This window comes from Streptomyces sp. NPDC027962 (assembly GCF_055566095.1).
Genome location: NZ_JBVHTA010000009.1, coordinates 104,013 through 117,470, shown reverse-complemented (window position 1 = coordinate 117,470; position 13,458 = coordinate 104,013). Strand labels below are relative to the sequence as shown.

The window sequence follows — 13,458 nt, the reverse complement described above, 5'->3', positions numbered from 1 at the left end:
ACTGTCGCGAAAGCACCAGCGCCGGGCGCCTGCACCGTGTCGCGCCGACGTCACCCCTCCTGGTGCGCCGTGTCGTTCCAGCGCTCGATCGCCGGCTCCCCGTACGCCCACCCCAGCACCGACAAGCTCGTCGGGTCCAGCCGGATGCACGACCCGAAGGAGACGTGCTCGCCCAGCCACCGCGCCCCGAGCGAGCGCAGGATGTGGCCGTGCGCGAAGACCAGCACATCGCGGTCGGCCGAGCGCGCCCATTCGACGATCTCGTCCGCGCGTGCGGAGACGTCGGCCAGGCTCTCGCCGTCCGGGGCGCCGTCCTTCCACAGCAGCCAGCCCGGCTGGACCGCATGGATCTCGGGCGGTGTCAGGCCCTCGTACGCCCCGTAGTCCCACTCCATCAGCGCGTCACAGGGCTGTGACCGCTCTCCGAAGCCCGCGAGGGCGCAGGTCTCGCTCGCCCGTACCAGCGGGCTGGTGCGGACCTCGACACCGTCCAGTCCCGACCACGGCGCACGGTGCAGGCGTTCACCCAGCAGTTTCGCGCCGCGCCTGCCCTCCTCGAGCAAAGGGACGTCCGTCCTGCCGGTGTGCTTGCCGAGCAGCGACCATTCGGTCTGGCCGTGCCGGGCGAGGAGGATCCGCGGTGCCATGGGGGGCTCTCCTGAGGTTCATGATCGGGTGTTGTTCCATCTTCCCGCAATTGAGCGGGAGGCAACCTGCGGGGCGATCCCGGCGTCCCCTCTCCCGGAACGGGCCGGCCTCAACCGAAAACGGAGACACACGGGATGCCGCAGACCGCACCTCGCCACCGGCCCCGCTGGTGGACCGAGCTGCTGCTGATCGCCGTCGTCTACGCGGCGTACTCGGCCGGCCGGCTCCTCGCCCGCGGCGACGCGTCCACGGCGATCGACCACGGACTGGCGATACTCCGGGCCGAGAAGGCACTCCTGCTCGACGCCGAACATCCGCTGAACCGTCTCTTCACCCAGTTTCCGTCCCTCGGTGTACCCGCCGACTTCTTCTACGCCTCCCTGCACTACCTGGTCACCCCCGCGGTCCTCGTGTGGCTCTTCCGCCGCCACCCCCTCCGCTACCGCGCCGCCCGTACCTGGCTGATGATCGCGACACTCCTCGGGCTGGTCGGCTTCACGCTGATGCCGACCTGTCCTCCCCGGCTGCTGGACGCGAGCCACGGCTTCGTCGACACGATGGCGCAGTACAGCTCGTACGGCTGGTGGGGTGCCGAGGCGAGCGCGCCACGCGGGCTCGGCGGCATGACCAACCAGTACGCGGCGATGCCGAGTCTGCACGTCGGCTGGGCCCTGTGGTGCGGGGTGATGCTGTGGCAGCACGGCCGTACCCCGCTCAAACGGACGCTCGCCGTCGCCTACCCGCTGCTCACCACGATCGTGGTCATGGGCACCGCCAACCACTACTTCCTCGACGCGGTCGCCGGCGCCGCCGTCATCGGCGTCGGCGCGTTGCTGACCAGGCCCGCGATGCGGCTCACCGACCGGGTCCGGGGGCGGTTCGGCTTCGCCCGCGCCACCTCGTACTCCACCGTTGTCGGTGCCGGATGCGAGACTTCCGCGGGTGAGCGAATCCCTGGACAGCGGACCCCCTCCTCCGCAGGAGCCGACGGCGAGCGGCCCGGCGGCAGCCCGGCCGGCGACAGCACTCCGGCAGCGGCTCGCTGAGCTGCGCGGCCCCGCCGCGCAGCCCCATCCGCTGGACGCCCGCGCCCTCGCGGCCCTCGCCGCCAACCCCGGGTGCAGACGGCGGGCGCTGCTCGACGGCGCCGGCGTGGACAAGGCGGCCCTGGCCACCGCCCTCGGGTCGCCGGGGACGTTCGGGCAGTCGCAGTTCGCGTTCATGCGGGGCAATGCCTTCGAGGCCAAGGTCAAGGCCGACGGCGGCAAGGAGCTGCTGCGCCTGCTGGGCCCGGACGATCCGTCCGATGCCCTGGTGCCGGATCTGACGGCGGCGGGCCCCGAGGGCCGCGCGGCACGTACGGCCCTCGCGCTGCGCGAGGCCACGGCGGCCGGGGCCTGGACGCTGCTCGACCACCCGCTGCTCGCCCTGGACGTCGCCGGGTCCGCGGCCTACCTGGAGCCGGACGCGGTGGTCGTGCATCCCGACGGCCGGTGGACGGTCGTGGAGATCAAGTCGTTCCCCATGATCGACGCGTCGGCGGACGCGGCGAAGGTGGGCGCGGCCGCCCGCCAGGCCGCGGTGTACGTGCTGGCGCTCGAGCGGATCGCCTCGGTCACCGACGGCGCGCGGGTCGCGCACGGTGTTCTGCTGGTCTGCCCCAAGGATTTCTCCAACCTGCCGACCGCGTCCGTCGTCGACGTGCGCAAGCAGTTGTCGGTGACCCGCCGCCAGCTGGCGAGGCTCACCCGCGTCGAGGACATCGCGGCCACCCTGCCGGACGGCGTCACCTTCGACGTCAAGAGCTGCTCGTCCGAGGAGCTGACGGCCGCGGTCGAGTCGGTCCCGCACGCGTACGCGCCGGAGTGCCTGGCCGCGTGCGAGTTGGCGTTCCACTGCCGTGAGCGGGCCCGCGGGGCCGGTGCGGTGGAGACGCTGGGCCGCTCCGTGCGCGGCGAGCTGGGCGGTCTGACGACGGTCGGCGACGTGCTGGCGGCGGCGCGTGGAGAGGCGGGCGACCCGGACGACCCGGCGGTGGCGGCGCTGCGGCGGGCCGCGGCGCTTCGGGCGGAAGCCCTCACCGGCGCGTTCGGGACCCCGGCCGGCGCGGACCGGCCTCCTGCGCAGCGCGGCGGGCCGGACCCCGCCGACAGAACGCAGGAGGCGGGCGCATGTCGCTGATCGCCACCCTCGCCCGGCTGGAGGCCGTCGAGCGCGGCCGGGCGCAGCTGCTGGCGTCCGTCCGCCACCGGCACCTCTCGGAGCGCCCGCTCGTCGTCGTACCCCTGACCACCGCGGGCGAGGCGGGTGCGCCGCTCGGCGCGCTGGTCGGGACCCACGCCGAGGAGCCGCGGCTGCTGGTCGTGGCACAGCCCCGGGACCGGGACCTGCGCTCGGCGTTCCTGGCCGAGCTGGCCGACGTGGTTCTGCCGTATGTGGACGGGTTCGGGGACGACGTCGAGCTGGTCGAGCGCAAGGAAACCGACGCCGAGACCGGCAAGAAGGTCGCCGTCGAGACCGAACTGTGCGCGGACGCGCCACAGCTGATCGTTCCGAGCCGTGCGGGCGTGGAGTTCGTACGGCTGCTGGGGCGCTCGATGCGGTTTCGGCGCACGGCGGACCAGGACCCCGATACGCCCTACCCGGCACCCCCGCGGGTGCCCCTTCTCGGCCGCTGGCTCACGCACTACGGGGAGCGCGCCCGTGTGCCCGGCTCCTCGCTGCTGCTCGCCGCGACCGACCTGCTGGGCCGCCACTGGGCGACCGGCCAGTCGTCGCTGGAGGACCAGCACCTCGGCGCACTGCTCGCATGGATCGACCCGCCCGACGGGGAGTCGGGCGCCGAGGCGGCGCTGCGCGCCGAGCTCGGCCGGGACGGGGAAGGGCAGTTGCTCTGCCCGCCGGCGGGACCGGCGACCGACCCGGCGTTCGACAACAAGCTGCTGGCGCCCGCGACCGAGCGCTACGACCGGGCCCGCCAGCTGCTGGCGACGGCCGAGGACGGGGAGAGCGCCGACGCACGGCTCGGCGAGCTGCACCGCGCCGAGAGCGAGATCCGGCGCCTGGTCCTCAGCCGGACCCGGCCCACCTGGGACGCCGTGTGGCGTGCCGTCGGCCTCCTGCGCGAGCTCCCCGAGGGCGCCCGGGTCAGCGACCGCTGGACCCGCGACCGCTGGTCGTTCACGGCGCACCGCGACCGGGTCCGTGCCGGGGAACCGCCGCAGCCGAGGCGCGACGACGCCGTGACCGCCGCGCAGAAGCTCGCGGCCCGCGAAACGGCGCAGGCGCAGCTGGAGGCGCAGGAGGCGCTGGACGATCCACTGGTGCTGGCCGGCCGCCGCCTGTCGGGAGAGGCGTTCGTCTCCGAGGTGCTCGACGTGGAGATGGCCTGGTCGGAGTCGAAGCGGCCGAGCCCCCGCCCCCTGGTCACCGTCCGCACCGACGACAGCCCGCACCTCGGCGAGGGGGTCAAGGTCCATCGCTCGCTCGAAGGCAAGCCGCAGACCGCGGAGTTCGTACGGTACGAGGGCGACGGCACCCTGGTGCTGCGTGTCACCGACCGGATGGGGCGCTCCAAGGAGCCCGCGGAAGGGTCCGTGCCGGCCAAGGGGGACCACGTCGCGTGGACGCTCTTCGAGCACGACCAGCGGGGCGGGCCGAAGCTGCCCGGCCCGGAGGAGACCCCCTGGACGCACGGCGGTCCGCCGCGGTCCGATGCGGCCGAGATTCCCGACCTCGTCACCCCGGAGGACCTGCTGTGACGTTCGATCCTGCCGCGGAGGCCGCGCGCGCCACCGGCGACATCCTGCACGACACCCTGCACGGCTCCGCCAGGGGTGTTGTCGTCGACTCGCCTCCCGGCGCGGGCAAGTCCACGCTCGTCGTGCGCGCGGCGCTCGAACTGGCTTCGGCCGGGCGGCCGTTGATGGTGGTCGCGCAGACCAACGCACAGGTCGACGACCTGGTCCTGCGGCTCGCGGAGAAGGAGCCCGAGCTCCCCGTCGGCCGCCTCCATTCGAACGACTCCGATCCCTACGACAAGGCCCTCGACGGCCTGGACAACGTGCGCAAGTCGGCGAAGGCGGGGGACCTCGCCGGCCTGGACGTCGTCATCTCCACGGCGGCCAAGTGGGCCCATGTGCAAGGCGTCGAGCCCTGGCGGCACGCCATCGTCGACGAGGCCTACCAGATGCGCTCCGACGCGCTGCTCGCCGTTGCCGGGCTCTTCGAACGGGCACTGTTCGTGGGCGACCCGGGCCAGCTGGACCCGTTCTCGGTCGTCGGCTCCGAGCAGTGGGCCGGGCTGTCGTACGACCCGTCGGCCAGCGCGGTCTCCACACTGCTGGCCCACAACCCCGAGCTGCCTCAGCACCGGCTGCCCGTCTCCTGGCGGCTGCCGGCGTCGGCGGCGCCGCTGGTGTCCGACGCGTTCTATCCGTACACGCCGTTCCGCAGCGGCACCGGAGCCGGGGACCGGCGGCTCACCTTCGGCGTCCCCTCCGACGGCTCGGGCCCCGACCGGGTGCTCGACGAGGCGGCCGAGTCCGGGTGGGGGCTGCTGGAGCTGCCCACGCGGCGCACCCCGCGGACCGATCCCGAGGCGGTCCGGGCCGTGGCACTGGTGGTCCGGCGGCTCCTGGACCGCGGTGGCGCGGCGGTCTCCGAGCGCGCGGAGGACCCGGTGCCGCTCACCGCCGACCGGATCGCGGTCGGCACGGCCCATCGCGACCAGGCCGCGGCGGTCCGGGCGGCGCTGGCGGACCTGGGCGTCACCGGTGTCACGGTCGACACCGCCAACCGCCTCCAGGGCCGCGAGTACGACGTGACCGTCGTACTCCACCCCCTGTCGGGCCGCCCCGACGCGACGGCCTTCCACCTCGAAACGGGCCGCCTGTGCGTCCTCGCCTCACGCCACCGGCACGCATGCATCGTCGTGTGCCGGGAAGGTGTGGGCGAGCTCCTGGACGAGCACCCCTCGACGGAGCCGGTGCAGCTGGGTGTGACCGTGAAATTCCCGGACGGCTGGGAGGCGAACCACGCGGTCCTCTCCCACCTGGCCGAACACCGCGTGGCCTGGCGCCCGTGAGGCGGTCTTGCGCGGAGCGGGACAATGGATGGCGGCCCAGGAGCACCGGGCCGTGAAGCGAGGAGGAGTACGGACATGGCGGAACCCGAGCGGACGACCGAGCGCAGGACTCGGCCGGCCCCGCTGCTCTTCGAGCCGTCGGAAGCTGCCGCCGACCCCGAGCACTTCTTCGACCTGGAGTCCATGGACGATCCCCGCGAGCTGCTTTCCCGGTCGACGGAGCTGGCGCTGGCGTTCCGCGCGGCGACGGACCGCGCGGTCGAGTTCCAGGCCATCGCGGCGGCCCAGCTCGCCGACCCCCGCCGCTTCGACCGCCTGACCCCGGCGGACATCGGGGAGCGTGCGGGCTGGTCGGAGGACTACGCCAGAAAAATGATCGACTTCGGCACGGACCTGCTGCGCGGCGGGATCACGTAACGGGCCCGGCCGGCCTGGGACCGGCCGCCTCCTGACCGGGGTCCGGGACCTGCCGCCACCGGACCGGGGTCCGGGACCCATTCGCCCCCGGGCACGCCCACGCCCCACACTCCCCATGCGCCGCCGTCAACATCACTCCGCATATGCCGGGCGCGCAAGATACTCCCCTCCGCCCCACCCTGTCCTCGTTTCCGTCAACCAACTGAAATTGCAGTGTCACCGCGGGTAAGTCTTGGAGACATGACCGCATGGCTGCGAGACCCGTCCCTGCCGACCTCCGTCCTCCCTGACGTCGAGGAGCACCTGGCGGCCCGCGTGACACCCCCCGGCGCCGGGTGGCTCGCCTCCGCCGAGGCGTATCCGCGCTCCGCGCTCGCGCAGTGGGAGGCGCGGCCCACCGCTCCCGCCGTGCTGCCCTGCGGTGCGGTCTTCGACGTCGTCAACGTCCCCGCGATCTTCGGGCGGCGGATGCTCGACCGGTTGTGGACGGAGGGGCCTGGTTCCGGCCCTGTGGCCATGCACCGGGGCCGGACGATGCTGTTCGCCGCGCCCGGCACGGCGCAGCGTCTGCCGTCACTGCTCGACTGGGAGGAGTGGGGCGACGCCGTGCCGCCGCTGCTCTGCCACGGCGTGGGCGATGCGGTCACCGTCCCGCCCCTGACCCCGGCGAACACCACCTCCGAGCCCCGCTGGCTGATCGCCCCCGACACCCGTCAGCCCTGGCTCCCGGGCCCCGAGGTCCTGCTCTGGGCGTGCGTCCGGGCGGTGCGTGCGAAGGCCTCCGCAGAGGTGCGGGTATCGATTTTTCCTCGCGCCGATCAGGATGCTAAGGTCTACGACGTCAGCAGGCGCCGCTAGCTCAGTTGGTTAGAGCAGCTGACTCTTAATCAGCGGGTCCGGGGTTCGAGTCCCTGGCGGCGCACAGACGGGAAGAGGCCCCTCGCGAAAGCGAGGGGCCTCTTCCGTGTTGCCGGTCACGGCACTAGGCAGTCGTGATCTTCACGGTCCACGCCCCCGTCTGCGTCCGTTCCGCGACCTCCACCCGCGCCCGTCCGCCCGGCGGCCCCGGCATGGTGAAGGTCTCGCCGACCCCCAGCGGAGCGTCCGCGAGCGGCGGGTAGACCGACTCCTCCCAGCACGCCTCCGTCTCCGGGTGCGTGTCGACGACCTTGATGGGCCCGCCGCCGGACGCCGTCCCGCCCTCGACCCGGTAGAGCAGTACGCCCTCGGTGCAGGTGTACGCGTCGTTGCCGGTGGCTCCCCGGGCCTCGATCGCGAGCGCGGCGTCGGGGCCGGTGCGCACCACCGCAAGGCGGGTGCCGATGCTCCCGCCGCGTACGGGCGCGGCGGCCACCGGTTCGAGGGTCACCAAGTCGCCGCCCGGCTCCGCCGTGACGCACAGCACCTCGGCGCGGGTCAGCCAGCCCAGCTTCCATTTGTGCCAGGCGAACAGGTCGGGGGCGAGTCCGAACTGGCTGCCCATGACGTCCCAGTCGCCGACGTGGGTGTCCCAGTCGCCGTTGCCGTCCTCCGGCCGGTGATAGAGGTCGGGCAGGTCGAAGACGTGTCCGGTCTCGTGGGCGAGCACGTTGCGGTCCGGCGGGTGGCGCTCGAAGACGGTGACGACCCGGCTGATGTCGGTGTCGTCGGCCCGCAGGGGCCGGTCGAAATTGACGACCTTGGTCGCGTCGGAGTCGACGCCGGGGGCGTCGGGGTCGGCGACCAGGTAGACGATGTCGTACGCGGAGAAGTCGACCTGGGCGTCCGCCACGGCGACGGCGTCCCGCAGGTAGGCGGCTCGCCGCTCGGGTTCCCAGTCGCGCTTTATGGCGTATGCGACGGAGGGCTTCGGCATCTTCAGCCACTCGTTCAGCGGATGCGAGCGCAGCGCGAACTTCCCGTAGGAAGCCTGGCGGAAGAAGTCGCTGGTGGCGGGGAAGTGGTCGGCGGCCAGCTCCTCGGGCGTGTACAGCGGCTCGGAGTCCGGGAACGACAGGAAGATCATGACCGCGTCGAGGCGGGTGGCCGGCCGGGTGTACGCGCCGTTCCAGGTGTCGAGGCCGAGGGAGTGGTGGGCGGGGGTCCGGGGCAGCGCGCAGGGGCCGCCGGTGGTGGAGGCGACGGCGGGGCCCGCCACGAGGGAGGTGGCGGCGAACGCCATGAGAGAGGTGAGGGCGGCCGCGGCGCTTCGCAGACGCCCGCGTTCCACTCTCCCGAGTGTTCCCTCGGGCGACAGCTGACCCTCCACGTAGACCTCCGGCTGCGGAATGCGGGATGCCTCACCCACCCTGTGATGTTTTCTGGTGGTACGCCCTGTTCCGGTGCCCCACTCGGGTGACCGACCTGACACCCGCCCGATGCCGGGCCGAGACCTGACGACACTCCGATGGCTCACGGAAAGTCACATTCGGTCAGGGGTCGACAGAGCCCGGTCCAGACCCGCGCAGAAACGATCGACCGTCACCCCTGGAGGCCCTGTCGCATGATGGTCACGCTGGAACGGCCACCTCGGCTGCCCCTATGATCGGCACACTTTCCCCGAGTTCTTGCTGGATTTCTTCGCCGACTGCCTCGGCGGGCCATCCCTCGACCACATTTGTACGACCCTGTACGACACAACTGCACTGCGGGAGTGAGCGGTGAGCGGAACCTCCGAAGGACAAGGGCCCGCGGGCGTCGCAGTCCCCGGAAGCATCCGACAGCCGGTCACGGAGCGTCACAGCTTCGGCCGGAGCTCCACCGAACTGCGCGACTACCGGGCCGCCTTCAACGCGGCACAGCTGGCCATGGCCGTCGTCGACGGCAAAGGCATGGTGATCAGCGCCAACGACGCCCTCGCCACGCTGCTGGGCACCGGCGCGGCGGAGCTGCGCGACCGGTACGCGGCCGACCTGATCGACCTGGCCTCCGACGCCCGCACCTGGCACGCCTACCGCGAGGTGCTGCGCGGCCGGCGCTCCCGGTTCCGCTGCACGCGCCGCCTCAAGCATCCGGACGGGCGTGCCCTGTGGGCCGAGGTGACGGTCGCCCCGGTGCCGGACAGCACCACCGTGCTGCTGTCGGTCTCGGACATCAGCGACCGGCGCGAACTGCGGGCGAGGCTGCGCCACCTCCAGATGCACGACCCGGTGACCCGGCTGCCCAACCGGACCCTGTTCTTCGAGCGGCTCTCCGCCGCGCTCGAGTCGTCCCCGTACGACCAGGGCTCCACGGGCCGGATCGGTCTTTGCTACCTGGATCTCGACGGCTTCAAGGCCGTCAACGACACCCTCGGGCACCGGGTCGGCGACCGGCTGCTCGCGGCCGTCGCCACCCGGTTGACGGAGTGCGCGGAGGCCAACAACGGCGGGCGCAGCGGCGGGCATCTGGTGGCACGGCTCGGCGGTGACGAGTTCGCGATCCTCGTCGAGGACTCCACGGGCACGGAACAGGTCGCCGACCTGGCCAGGTCCGTGCTGGCCGCGCTCCGGCAGCCGTTCGACCTGTCCGGGCAGCGGCTTTCGGTCTCGGCATCGATCGGCGTGGTGGAGCGCGCGGCGGCGGGCACGAGCGCGACGGGGCTGATGCAGGCCGCGGACACGACGCTCTACTGGGCAAAGGAGGACGGCAAGTCCCGCTGGACGCTGTTCGACCCGGAGCGCAACGCGCACCGGATGACCCGGCAGGCCCTCTCGTCCATGCTGCGTCCGGCGGTGGAGCGCGGGGAGTTCACGCTCGAGTACCAGCCCCTGGTGGGCATGGCGGACGGGGTGACACGGGGCGTGGAGGCGCTGGTGCGCTGGAACCACCCGCAGTTCGGCACGCTCACGCCGAATCGGTTCGTCGCCATCGCCGAGGAGGACGGCTCGATCGTGCAGCTCGGGCAGTGGGTACTGCGCACGGCGTGCCGGCAGGCCAGGCAGTGGCAGCTCGACCACCCGGACGTGCCGCCGCTGTTCGTCAGCGTCAACGTCGCGGTGCGGCAGGTCTGGGACTCCGATCTGGTCGCCGATGTGGCGGGGATCCTGGCGGAGACGGGCCTGCCCGCGCATCTGCTGCAGCTCGAGCTCACCGAGTCGGCCGTGATGGGCTCCGCCGGCCGGCCGCTCCAGGCGCTGCAGGCCCTCAGTGACATGGGCGTGAACATCGCCATCGACGACTTCGGCACCGGTTACTCGAACCTGGCGTACCTGAGCCGACTGCCGGTATCCGTACTGAAGCTCGACGGAACGTTTGTCCGCGGCTTCCAGGACGAGGCCCACGCCAACCCGGCCGACGAGACGATCGTCCAGGCTCTGGTGGAGCTGGCCCACCGGCTGGGGCTGACGGTCACGGCGGAGTGCGTGGAGACCTCGGGGCAGGCCTCCCGGCTTCGCAGGATCGGCTGCGACACGGGGCAGGGGTGGCTGTACTCGCGGGCGGTGGGCCCGGACCGCATCGCGGAAATGCTCGGCGCGGACCCGCGACCGGCGCGAGCGGCGGCCCCGGGCTGAGTCCGCCCCGGACCCGCGGCGCGGCGGGGCACATGCGGCGCCTCCGGCGGCCGGCGCTCAGCGCCCCAGCCCGTACGCGTCCGCGATCAGCTCGTAGCTGCGCACGCGCGCCTCCCCGCCATGTGCGTTCGCCGTGATCATCAGCTCGTCCGCGCCCGTGCGCTTCTGGAGGTCGTCCAGGCCGGCCCGTACCGCGTCCGGCGTGCCGTGCACCACGTTGCTCAGCCAGCTGTCGACGAACTCCCTTTCCATGGAGCTGAATGCGTACTGCTCCGCCTCCTCCGGCGTGGGGATCAGTCCCGGCCGGCCGGTCCGCAGACGCACCATCGACAGCGCGCCCGTCAGGACCTGGCGCCGGGCCTCCTTCTCGTCGTCCGAGGCGAGCGCCGCGACGCCGATCAGTGCGTACGGGGCGTCGAGCACGGCGGAGGGCCGGAAGGACTCGCGGTACAGGTCCAGCGCCGGGATCGTGTTCTGCGCCGAGAAGTGGTGAGCGAAGGCGAACGGCAGCCCGAGCACACCGGCCAGCCGGGCGCTGAAGCCGGACGACCCGAGCAGCCAGACGGGCGGACGGGCCGGGGACTGGATGCCGCCGGGCGAGGTGGCCTGGACGGGGCCCGGCACGGCATGGATACGGGCGTAAGGGTGCCCGTCCGGGAAGTCGTCGTCCAGGAAGCGCGTCAGCTCGGCGAGTCGCTGGGGGAAGTCGTCCGCGCCTTCGTTCGGCCGGTCCGTGCGCCGCAGGGCAGCCGCGGTGGCCCCGTCCGTGCCGGGGGCCCGCCCGAGGCCGAGGTCGACGCGTCCCGGGGCGAGCGCCTCCAGGGTGCCGAACTGCTCGGCGATCACCAGCGGCGCGTGGTTGGGCAGCATCACGCCGCCGGAGCCGAGGCGGATGCGCTCGGTGTGGGCGGCCAGGTGGGCGAGGATCACGGCCGGGGACGAGGAGGCGACGCCGGGCATGGAGTGGTGCTCGGCGACCCAGTGCCGGTGGTAGCCGCGGCGCTCGGCGAGCCGGGCGATGTCCACGCTGGTGCGCAGCGCGTCCGTGGCGGTGCGTCCGCTGCCGACCGTCACGAGGTCGAGCACGGACAGAGGCACGGGGGCGTGTCCGGCCGCCGTGCCTCGTATCTCGTCCACTGCGTCTGTGTTCACCGGTGGTGCCCTCCTGCGTCTGTCGTACTACGTCGAACAGTCAACAGGAGGGTCTCTCCGTTTATTCCCTCAGGCCGGTTCCGCCGCGAATTGCGCCGCGGTCGGGGTACGCCGCGATCAGATCCGCGATCACTTACCGTCCACCAGGTCCGCCACATGGTCCGGTCGGGCGAACAGCGCGCCGAGACCGTCCGCCCATGCACGCCGGTCGGCCAGCCGCAGGCCCTCCCACACGGTCACCTGATTGGCGGTGACGACCGGCTTGCCGAGCTCCGCCTCCAGGTCGGCGACGTACGCGACGCTGTGCAGGGCCGTGTCCGGCATCAGCAGCACGTCGGCGTCCCGGTGATCGGCCGAGCGTGCGAGCTCCAGCACCTCCTCGCGGCCCCAGGTGCCCACCTCCGCCGCCGTGAGGATGCCGGCGTCCCTGCCGGAGACGACCACGGCGCCGGACTTCTCGAGGAACGCCGCGAAGTGCTCGGTGACGTCCGCCGGGTAGGTGGCGGCGATCGCCACCCGCGGCGTACCCAGATGCCGCACCGCGTGCACGAAGCCGAACGAGGTGCTGGACGCGGGCATCCCGGCGGCCTCGGCGAGGGCGCGGACCTGCTCGTGCGCGCCCTCCCACCCGTAGACGAAGCTGCCGCTGGTGCATGCCCACACCACCGACTCGGCTCCCTCCAGGCGCAGCGCCTCGACGCCCGCGGCGAGCCGCTCGGGAGATCCCATCTTCAGCAGCGCGTCGACGCGGTGCGCGTCCTCACCGATGTCGGTGTGCACGGTGGCGAGCCTGATGTCGCTGTCGAGCAGTACTTCGAGCCGTGGGTAGTCGTCCTCCGCGGAGTGTCCCGGGTAGAGAAGTCCGACCGTGGTCATGTCCAGCCTTCCTGTTCTTCGGGCTGTGTCTCGGGCTGTGCGTCGGGCAGCGTCCCGGTCAGGGCCTCCGGCTCCATCAGCAGTGCCTGGTAGGGGCCGACGGCGCGGACGCCGACGGTGCGCAGCGCGGCCCACATCGTCACCTGGTTGGCGGACAGCACCGGCATCCGCAGCTCGGCCTCCAGCTGCGGGATCGCGTCGTACGTCGGCAGATTGGTGCAGCTGATGAACAGCGCGTCGGCCGCGCCGACCACCGCCTCCCGCGCCATGTCGACCACCGCCCGGTACGGCACTTTCCAGATGTGCCGGGTCAGGCCGAGAAAGGCGCAGCCCGTCACCGTCACTCCAGCTTCTCCCAGATATTCCTCCAGCGCCCGGGTGACGGATTCGGTGTAGGGCGTGAGCAGGGCGATCCGGCCGGCGCCCAGCTCGGCGAGCGCTTGGAGCAGCGCCCCGGAGGTGGTGAGTGAGGGCACTTCGCCCGCGGCGTTCATCACCTCGCACATGGCGCGTTCCCCTGCGATGCCCCCGACAAAACTGCCGGAGGTGCAGGCGTAGGCGACGACCTCGGGCTCGGAGGCCCCAAGGGCCCGCACCGCCTCGCGCAGCGTCTCGTGCTCGCTCACTATTCGGGCCAGGTCGAGGGAGACCCCGACGGGCACAAAAGGGGTGCGTGTCAGCCTCAGCGAGACGTCGTCGGGAACCCAGCGCCACAGCTCTCGGTCCAGCGCGAAGTCGAACGGGGCAACCACACCGACGCCGTGCTGCGGCTGCGGTCCGCCGATAAAGGAGACATCCATCGCCAGG

Annotated in this window: 12 protein-coding genes and 1 tRNA gene; 8 read left to right on the top strand and 5 right to left on the bottom strand. The window is 72.6% G+C overall.

From position 1 onward, the window contains the following. Positions 1 to 50 precede the first annotated feature (50 nt). Entirely contained in the window at positions 51 to 647 is a 597-nt protein-coding gene (locus tag ACZ4SA_RS11630; protein WP_468272608.1) for a histidine phosphatase family protein, read from the bottom strand. Between the two features lie 135 nt (positions 648 to 782). Between ACZ4SA_RS11630 and ACZ4SA_RS11625 the strand changes: the two genes are divergently transcribed. The 7 genes from ACZ4SA_RS11625 to ACZ4SA_RS11595 all read left to right on the top strand — a co-directional run bounded on the left by ACZ4SA_RS11625 (position 783) and on the right by ACZ4SA_RS11595 (position 7,073). After that, positions 783 to 1,694: a phosphatase PAP2 family protein gene (locus ACZ4SA_RS11625; protein ID WP_468272605.1), complete on the top strand. Its 912-nt coding sequence runs from the start codon at positions 783 to 785 to the stop codon at positions 1,692 to 1,694. Then, positions 1,591 to 2,829 (top strand): hypothetical protein, encoded by a 1,239-nt coding sequence (locus ACZ4SA_RS11620; RefSeq protein WP_468272603.1) that lies wholly within the window; start codon positions 1,591 to 1,593, stop codon positions 2,827 to 2,829. Before ACZ4SA_RS11625 ends, ACZ4SA_RS11620 begins: the two co-directional genes overlap by 104 nt. Continuing rightward, a complete protein-coding gene (locus ACZ4SA_RS11615) occupies positions 2,820 to 4,409 on the top strand; it encodes a hypothetical protein (protein ID WP_468272600.1) in 1,590 nt (529 codons plus the stop codon). Before ACZ4SA_RS11620 ends, ACZ4SA_RS11615 begins: the two co-directional genes overlap by 10 nt. Beyond that, the gene (locus tag ACZ4SA_RS11610) at positions 4,406 to 5,734 is read left to right on the top strand and encodes an AAA domain-containing protein (protein WP_468272598.1); all 1,329 of its coding nucleotides are present in this window, start codon (positions 4,406 to 4,408) and stop codon (positions 5,732 to 5,734) included. The genes ACZ4SA_RS11615 and ACZ4SA_RS11610 overlap by 4 nt, the downstream gene beginning before the upstream one ends. A 75-nt stretch (positions 5,735 to 5,809) precedes the next feature. After that, positions 5,810 to 6,151 (top strand): hypothetical protein, encoded by a 342-nt coding sequence (locus ACZ4SA_RS11605; RefSeq protein ID WP_468272595.1) that lies wholly within the window; start codon positions 5,810 to 5,812, stop codon positions 6,149 to 6,151. A gap of 240 nt (positions 6,152 to 6,391) precedes the next feature. Beyond that, entirely contained in the window at positions 6,392 to 7,009 is a 618-nt protein-coding gene (locus ACZ4SA_RS11600; protein WP_468272592.1) for a bifunctional DNA primase/polymerase, read from the top strand. Next, positions 7,000 to 7,073: transfer RNA gene (locus ACZ4SA_RS11595), tRNA-Lys, on the top strand. The genes ACZ4SA_RS11600 and ACZ4SA_RS11595 overlap by 10 nt, the downstream gene beginning before the upstream one ends. Before the next feature lie 60 nt (positions 7,074 to 7,133). Here the strand turns inward: ACZ4SA_RS11595 and ACZ4SA_RS11590 are convergent. Further along, the gene (locus ACZ4SA_RS11590; protein ID WP_468272788.1) at positions 7,134 to 8,399 is read right to left on the bottom strand and encodes a M6 family metalloprotease domain-containing protein; all 1,266 of its coding nucleotides are present in this window, start codon (positions 8,397 to 8,399) and stop codon (positions 7,134 to 7,136) included. A gap of 391 nt (positions 8,400 to 8,790) precedes the next feature. Between ACZ4SA_RS11590 and ACZ4SA_RS11585 the strand changes: the two genes are divergently transcribed. After that, a complete protein-coding gene (locus tag ACZ4SA_RS11585) occupies positions 8,791 to 10,623 on the top strand; it encodes a putative bifunctional diguanylate cyclase/phosphodiesterase (protein ID WP_468272590.1) in 1,833 nt (610 codons plus the stop codon). Positions 10,624 to 10,680: 57 nt separating this feature from the next. On the opposite strand, the gene ACZ4SA_RS11580 is transcribed toward ACZ4SA_RS11585, so the two are convergent. The 3 genes from ACZ4SA_RS11580 to ACZ4SA_RS11570 all read right to left on the bottom strand — a co-directional run bounded on the left by ACZ4SA_RS11580 (position 10,681) and on the right by ACZ4SA_RS11570 (position 13,451). Further along, complete coding sequence (locus ACZ4SA_RS11580) at positions 10,681 to 11,775, bottom strand: LLM class flavin-dependent oxidoreductase (RefSeq protein WP_468272587.1); 1,095 nt, start codon at positions 11,773 to 11,775, stop codon at positions 10,681 to 10,683. A gap of 129 nt (positions 11,776 to 11,904) precedes the next feature. Next, the gene (locus tag ACZ4SA_RS11575) at positions 11,905 to 12,651 is read right to left on the bottom strand and encodes a maleate cis-trans isomerase family protein (protein WP_468272585.1); all 747 of its coding nucleotides are present in this window, start codon (positions 12,649 to 12,651) and stop codon (positions 11,905 to 11,907) included. Next, the gene (locus ACZ4SA_RS11570) at positions 12,648 to 13,451 is read right to left on the bottom strand and encodes a maleate cis-trans isomerase family protein (RefSeq protein WP_468272582.1); all 804 of its coding nucleotides are present in this window, start codon (positions 13,449 to 13,451) and stop codon (positions 12,648 to 12,650) included. Before ACZ4SA_RS11570 ends, ACZ4SA_RS11575 begins: the two co-directional genes overlap by 4 nt. Positions 13,452 to 13,458: the final 7 nt, after the last annotated feature.

What these genes read in the sequence shown, in the direction of transcription:
- ACZ4SA_RS11630 (WP_468272608.1), bottom strand. Translation starts at nt 647, where the DNA reads ATGGCACCGCGGATCCTCCTCGCCCGGCACGGCCAGACCGAATGGTCG.
- ACZ4SA_RS11625 (WP_468272605.1), top strand. Translation starts at nt 783, where the DNA reads ATGCCGCAGACCGCACCTCGCCACCGGCCCCGCTGGTGGACCGAGCTG.
- ACZ4SA_RS11615 (WP_468272600.1), top strand. Translation starts at nt 2,820, where the DNA reads ATGTCGCTGATCGCCACCCTCGCCCGGCTGGAGGCCGTCGAGCGCGGC.
- ACZ4SA_RS11605 (WP_468272595.1), top strand. Translation starts at nt 5,810, where the DNA reads ATGGCGGAACCCGAGCGGACGACCGAGCGCAGGACTCGGCCGGCCCCG.
- ACZ4SA_RS11600 (WP_468272592.1), top strand. Translation starts at nt 6,392, where the DNA reads ATGACCGCATGGCTGCGAGACCCGTCCCTGCCGACCTCCGTCCTCCCT.
- ACZ4SA_RS11575 (WP_468272585.1), bottom strand. Translation starts at nt 12,651, where the DNA reads ATGACCACGGTCGGACTTCTCTACCCGGGACACTCCGCGGAGGACGAC.
- ACZ4SA_RS11570 (WP_468272582.1), bottom strand. Translation starts at nt 13,451, where the DNA reads ATGGATGTCTCCTTTATCGGCGGACCGCAGCCGCAGCACGGCGTCGGT.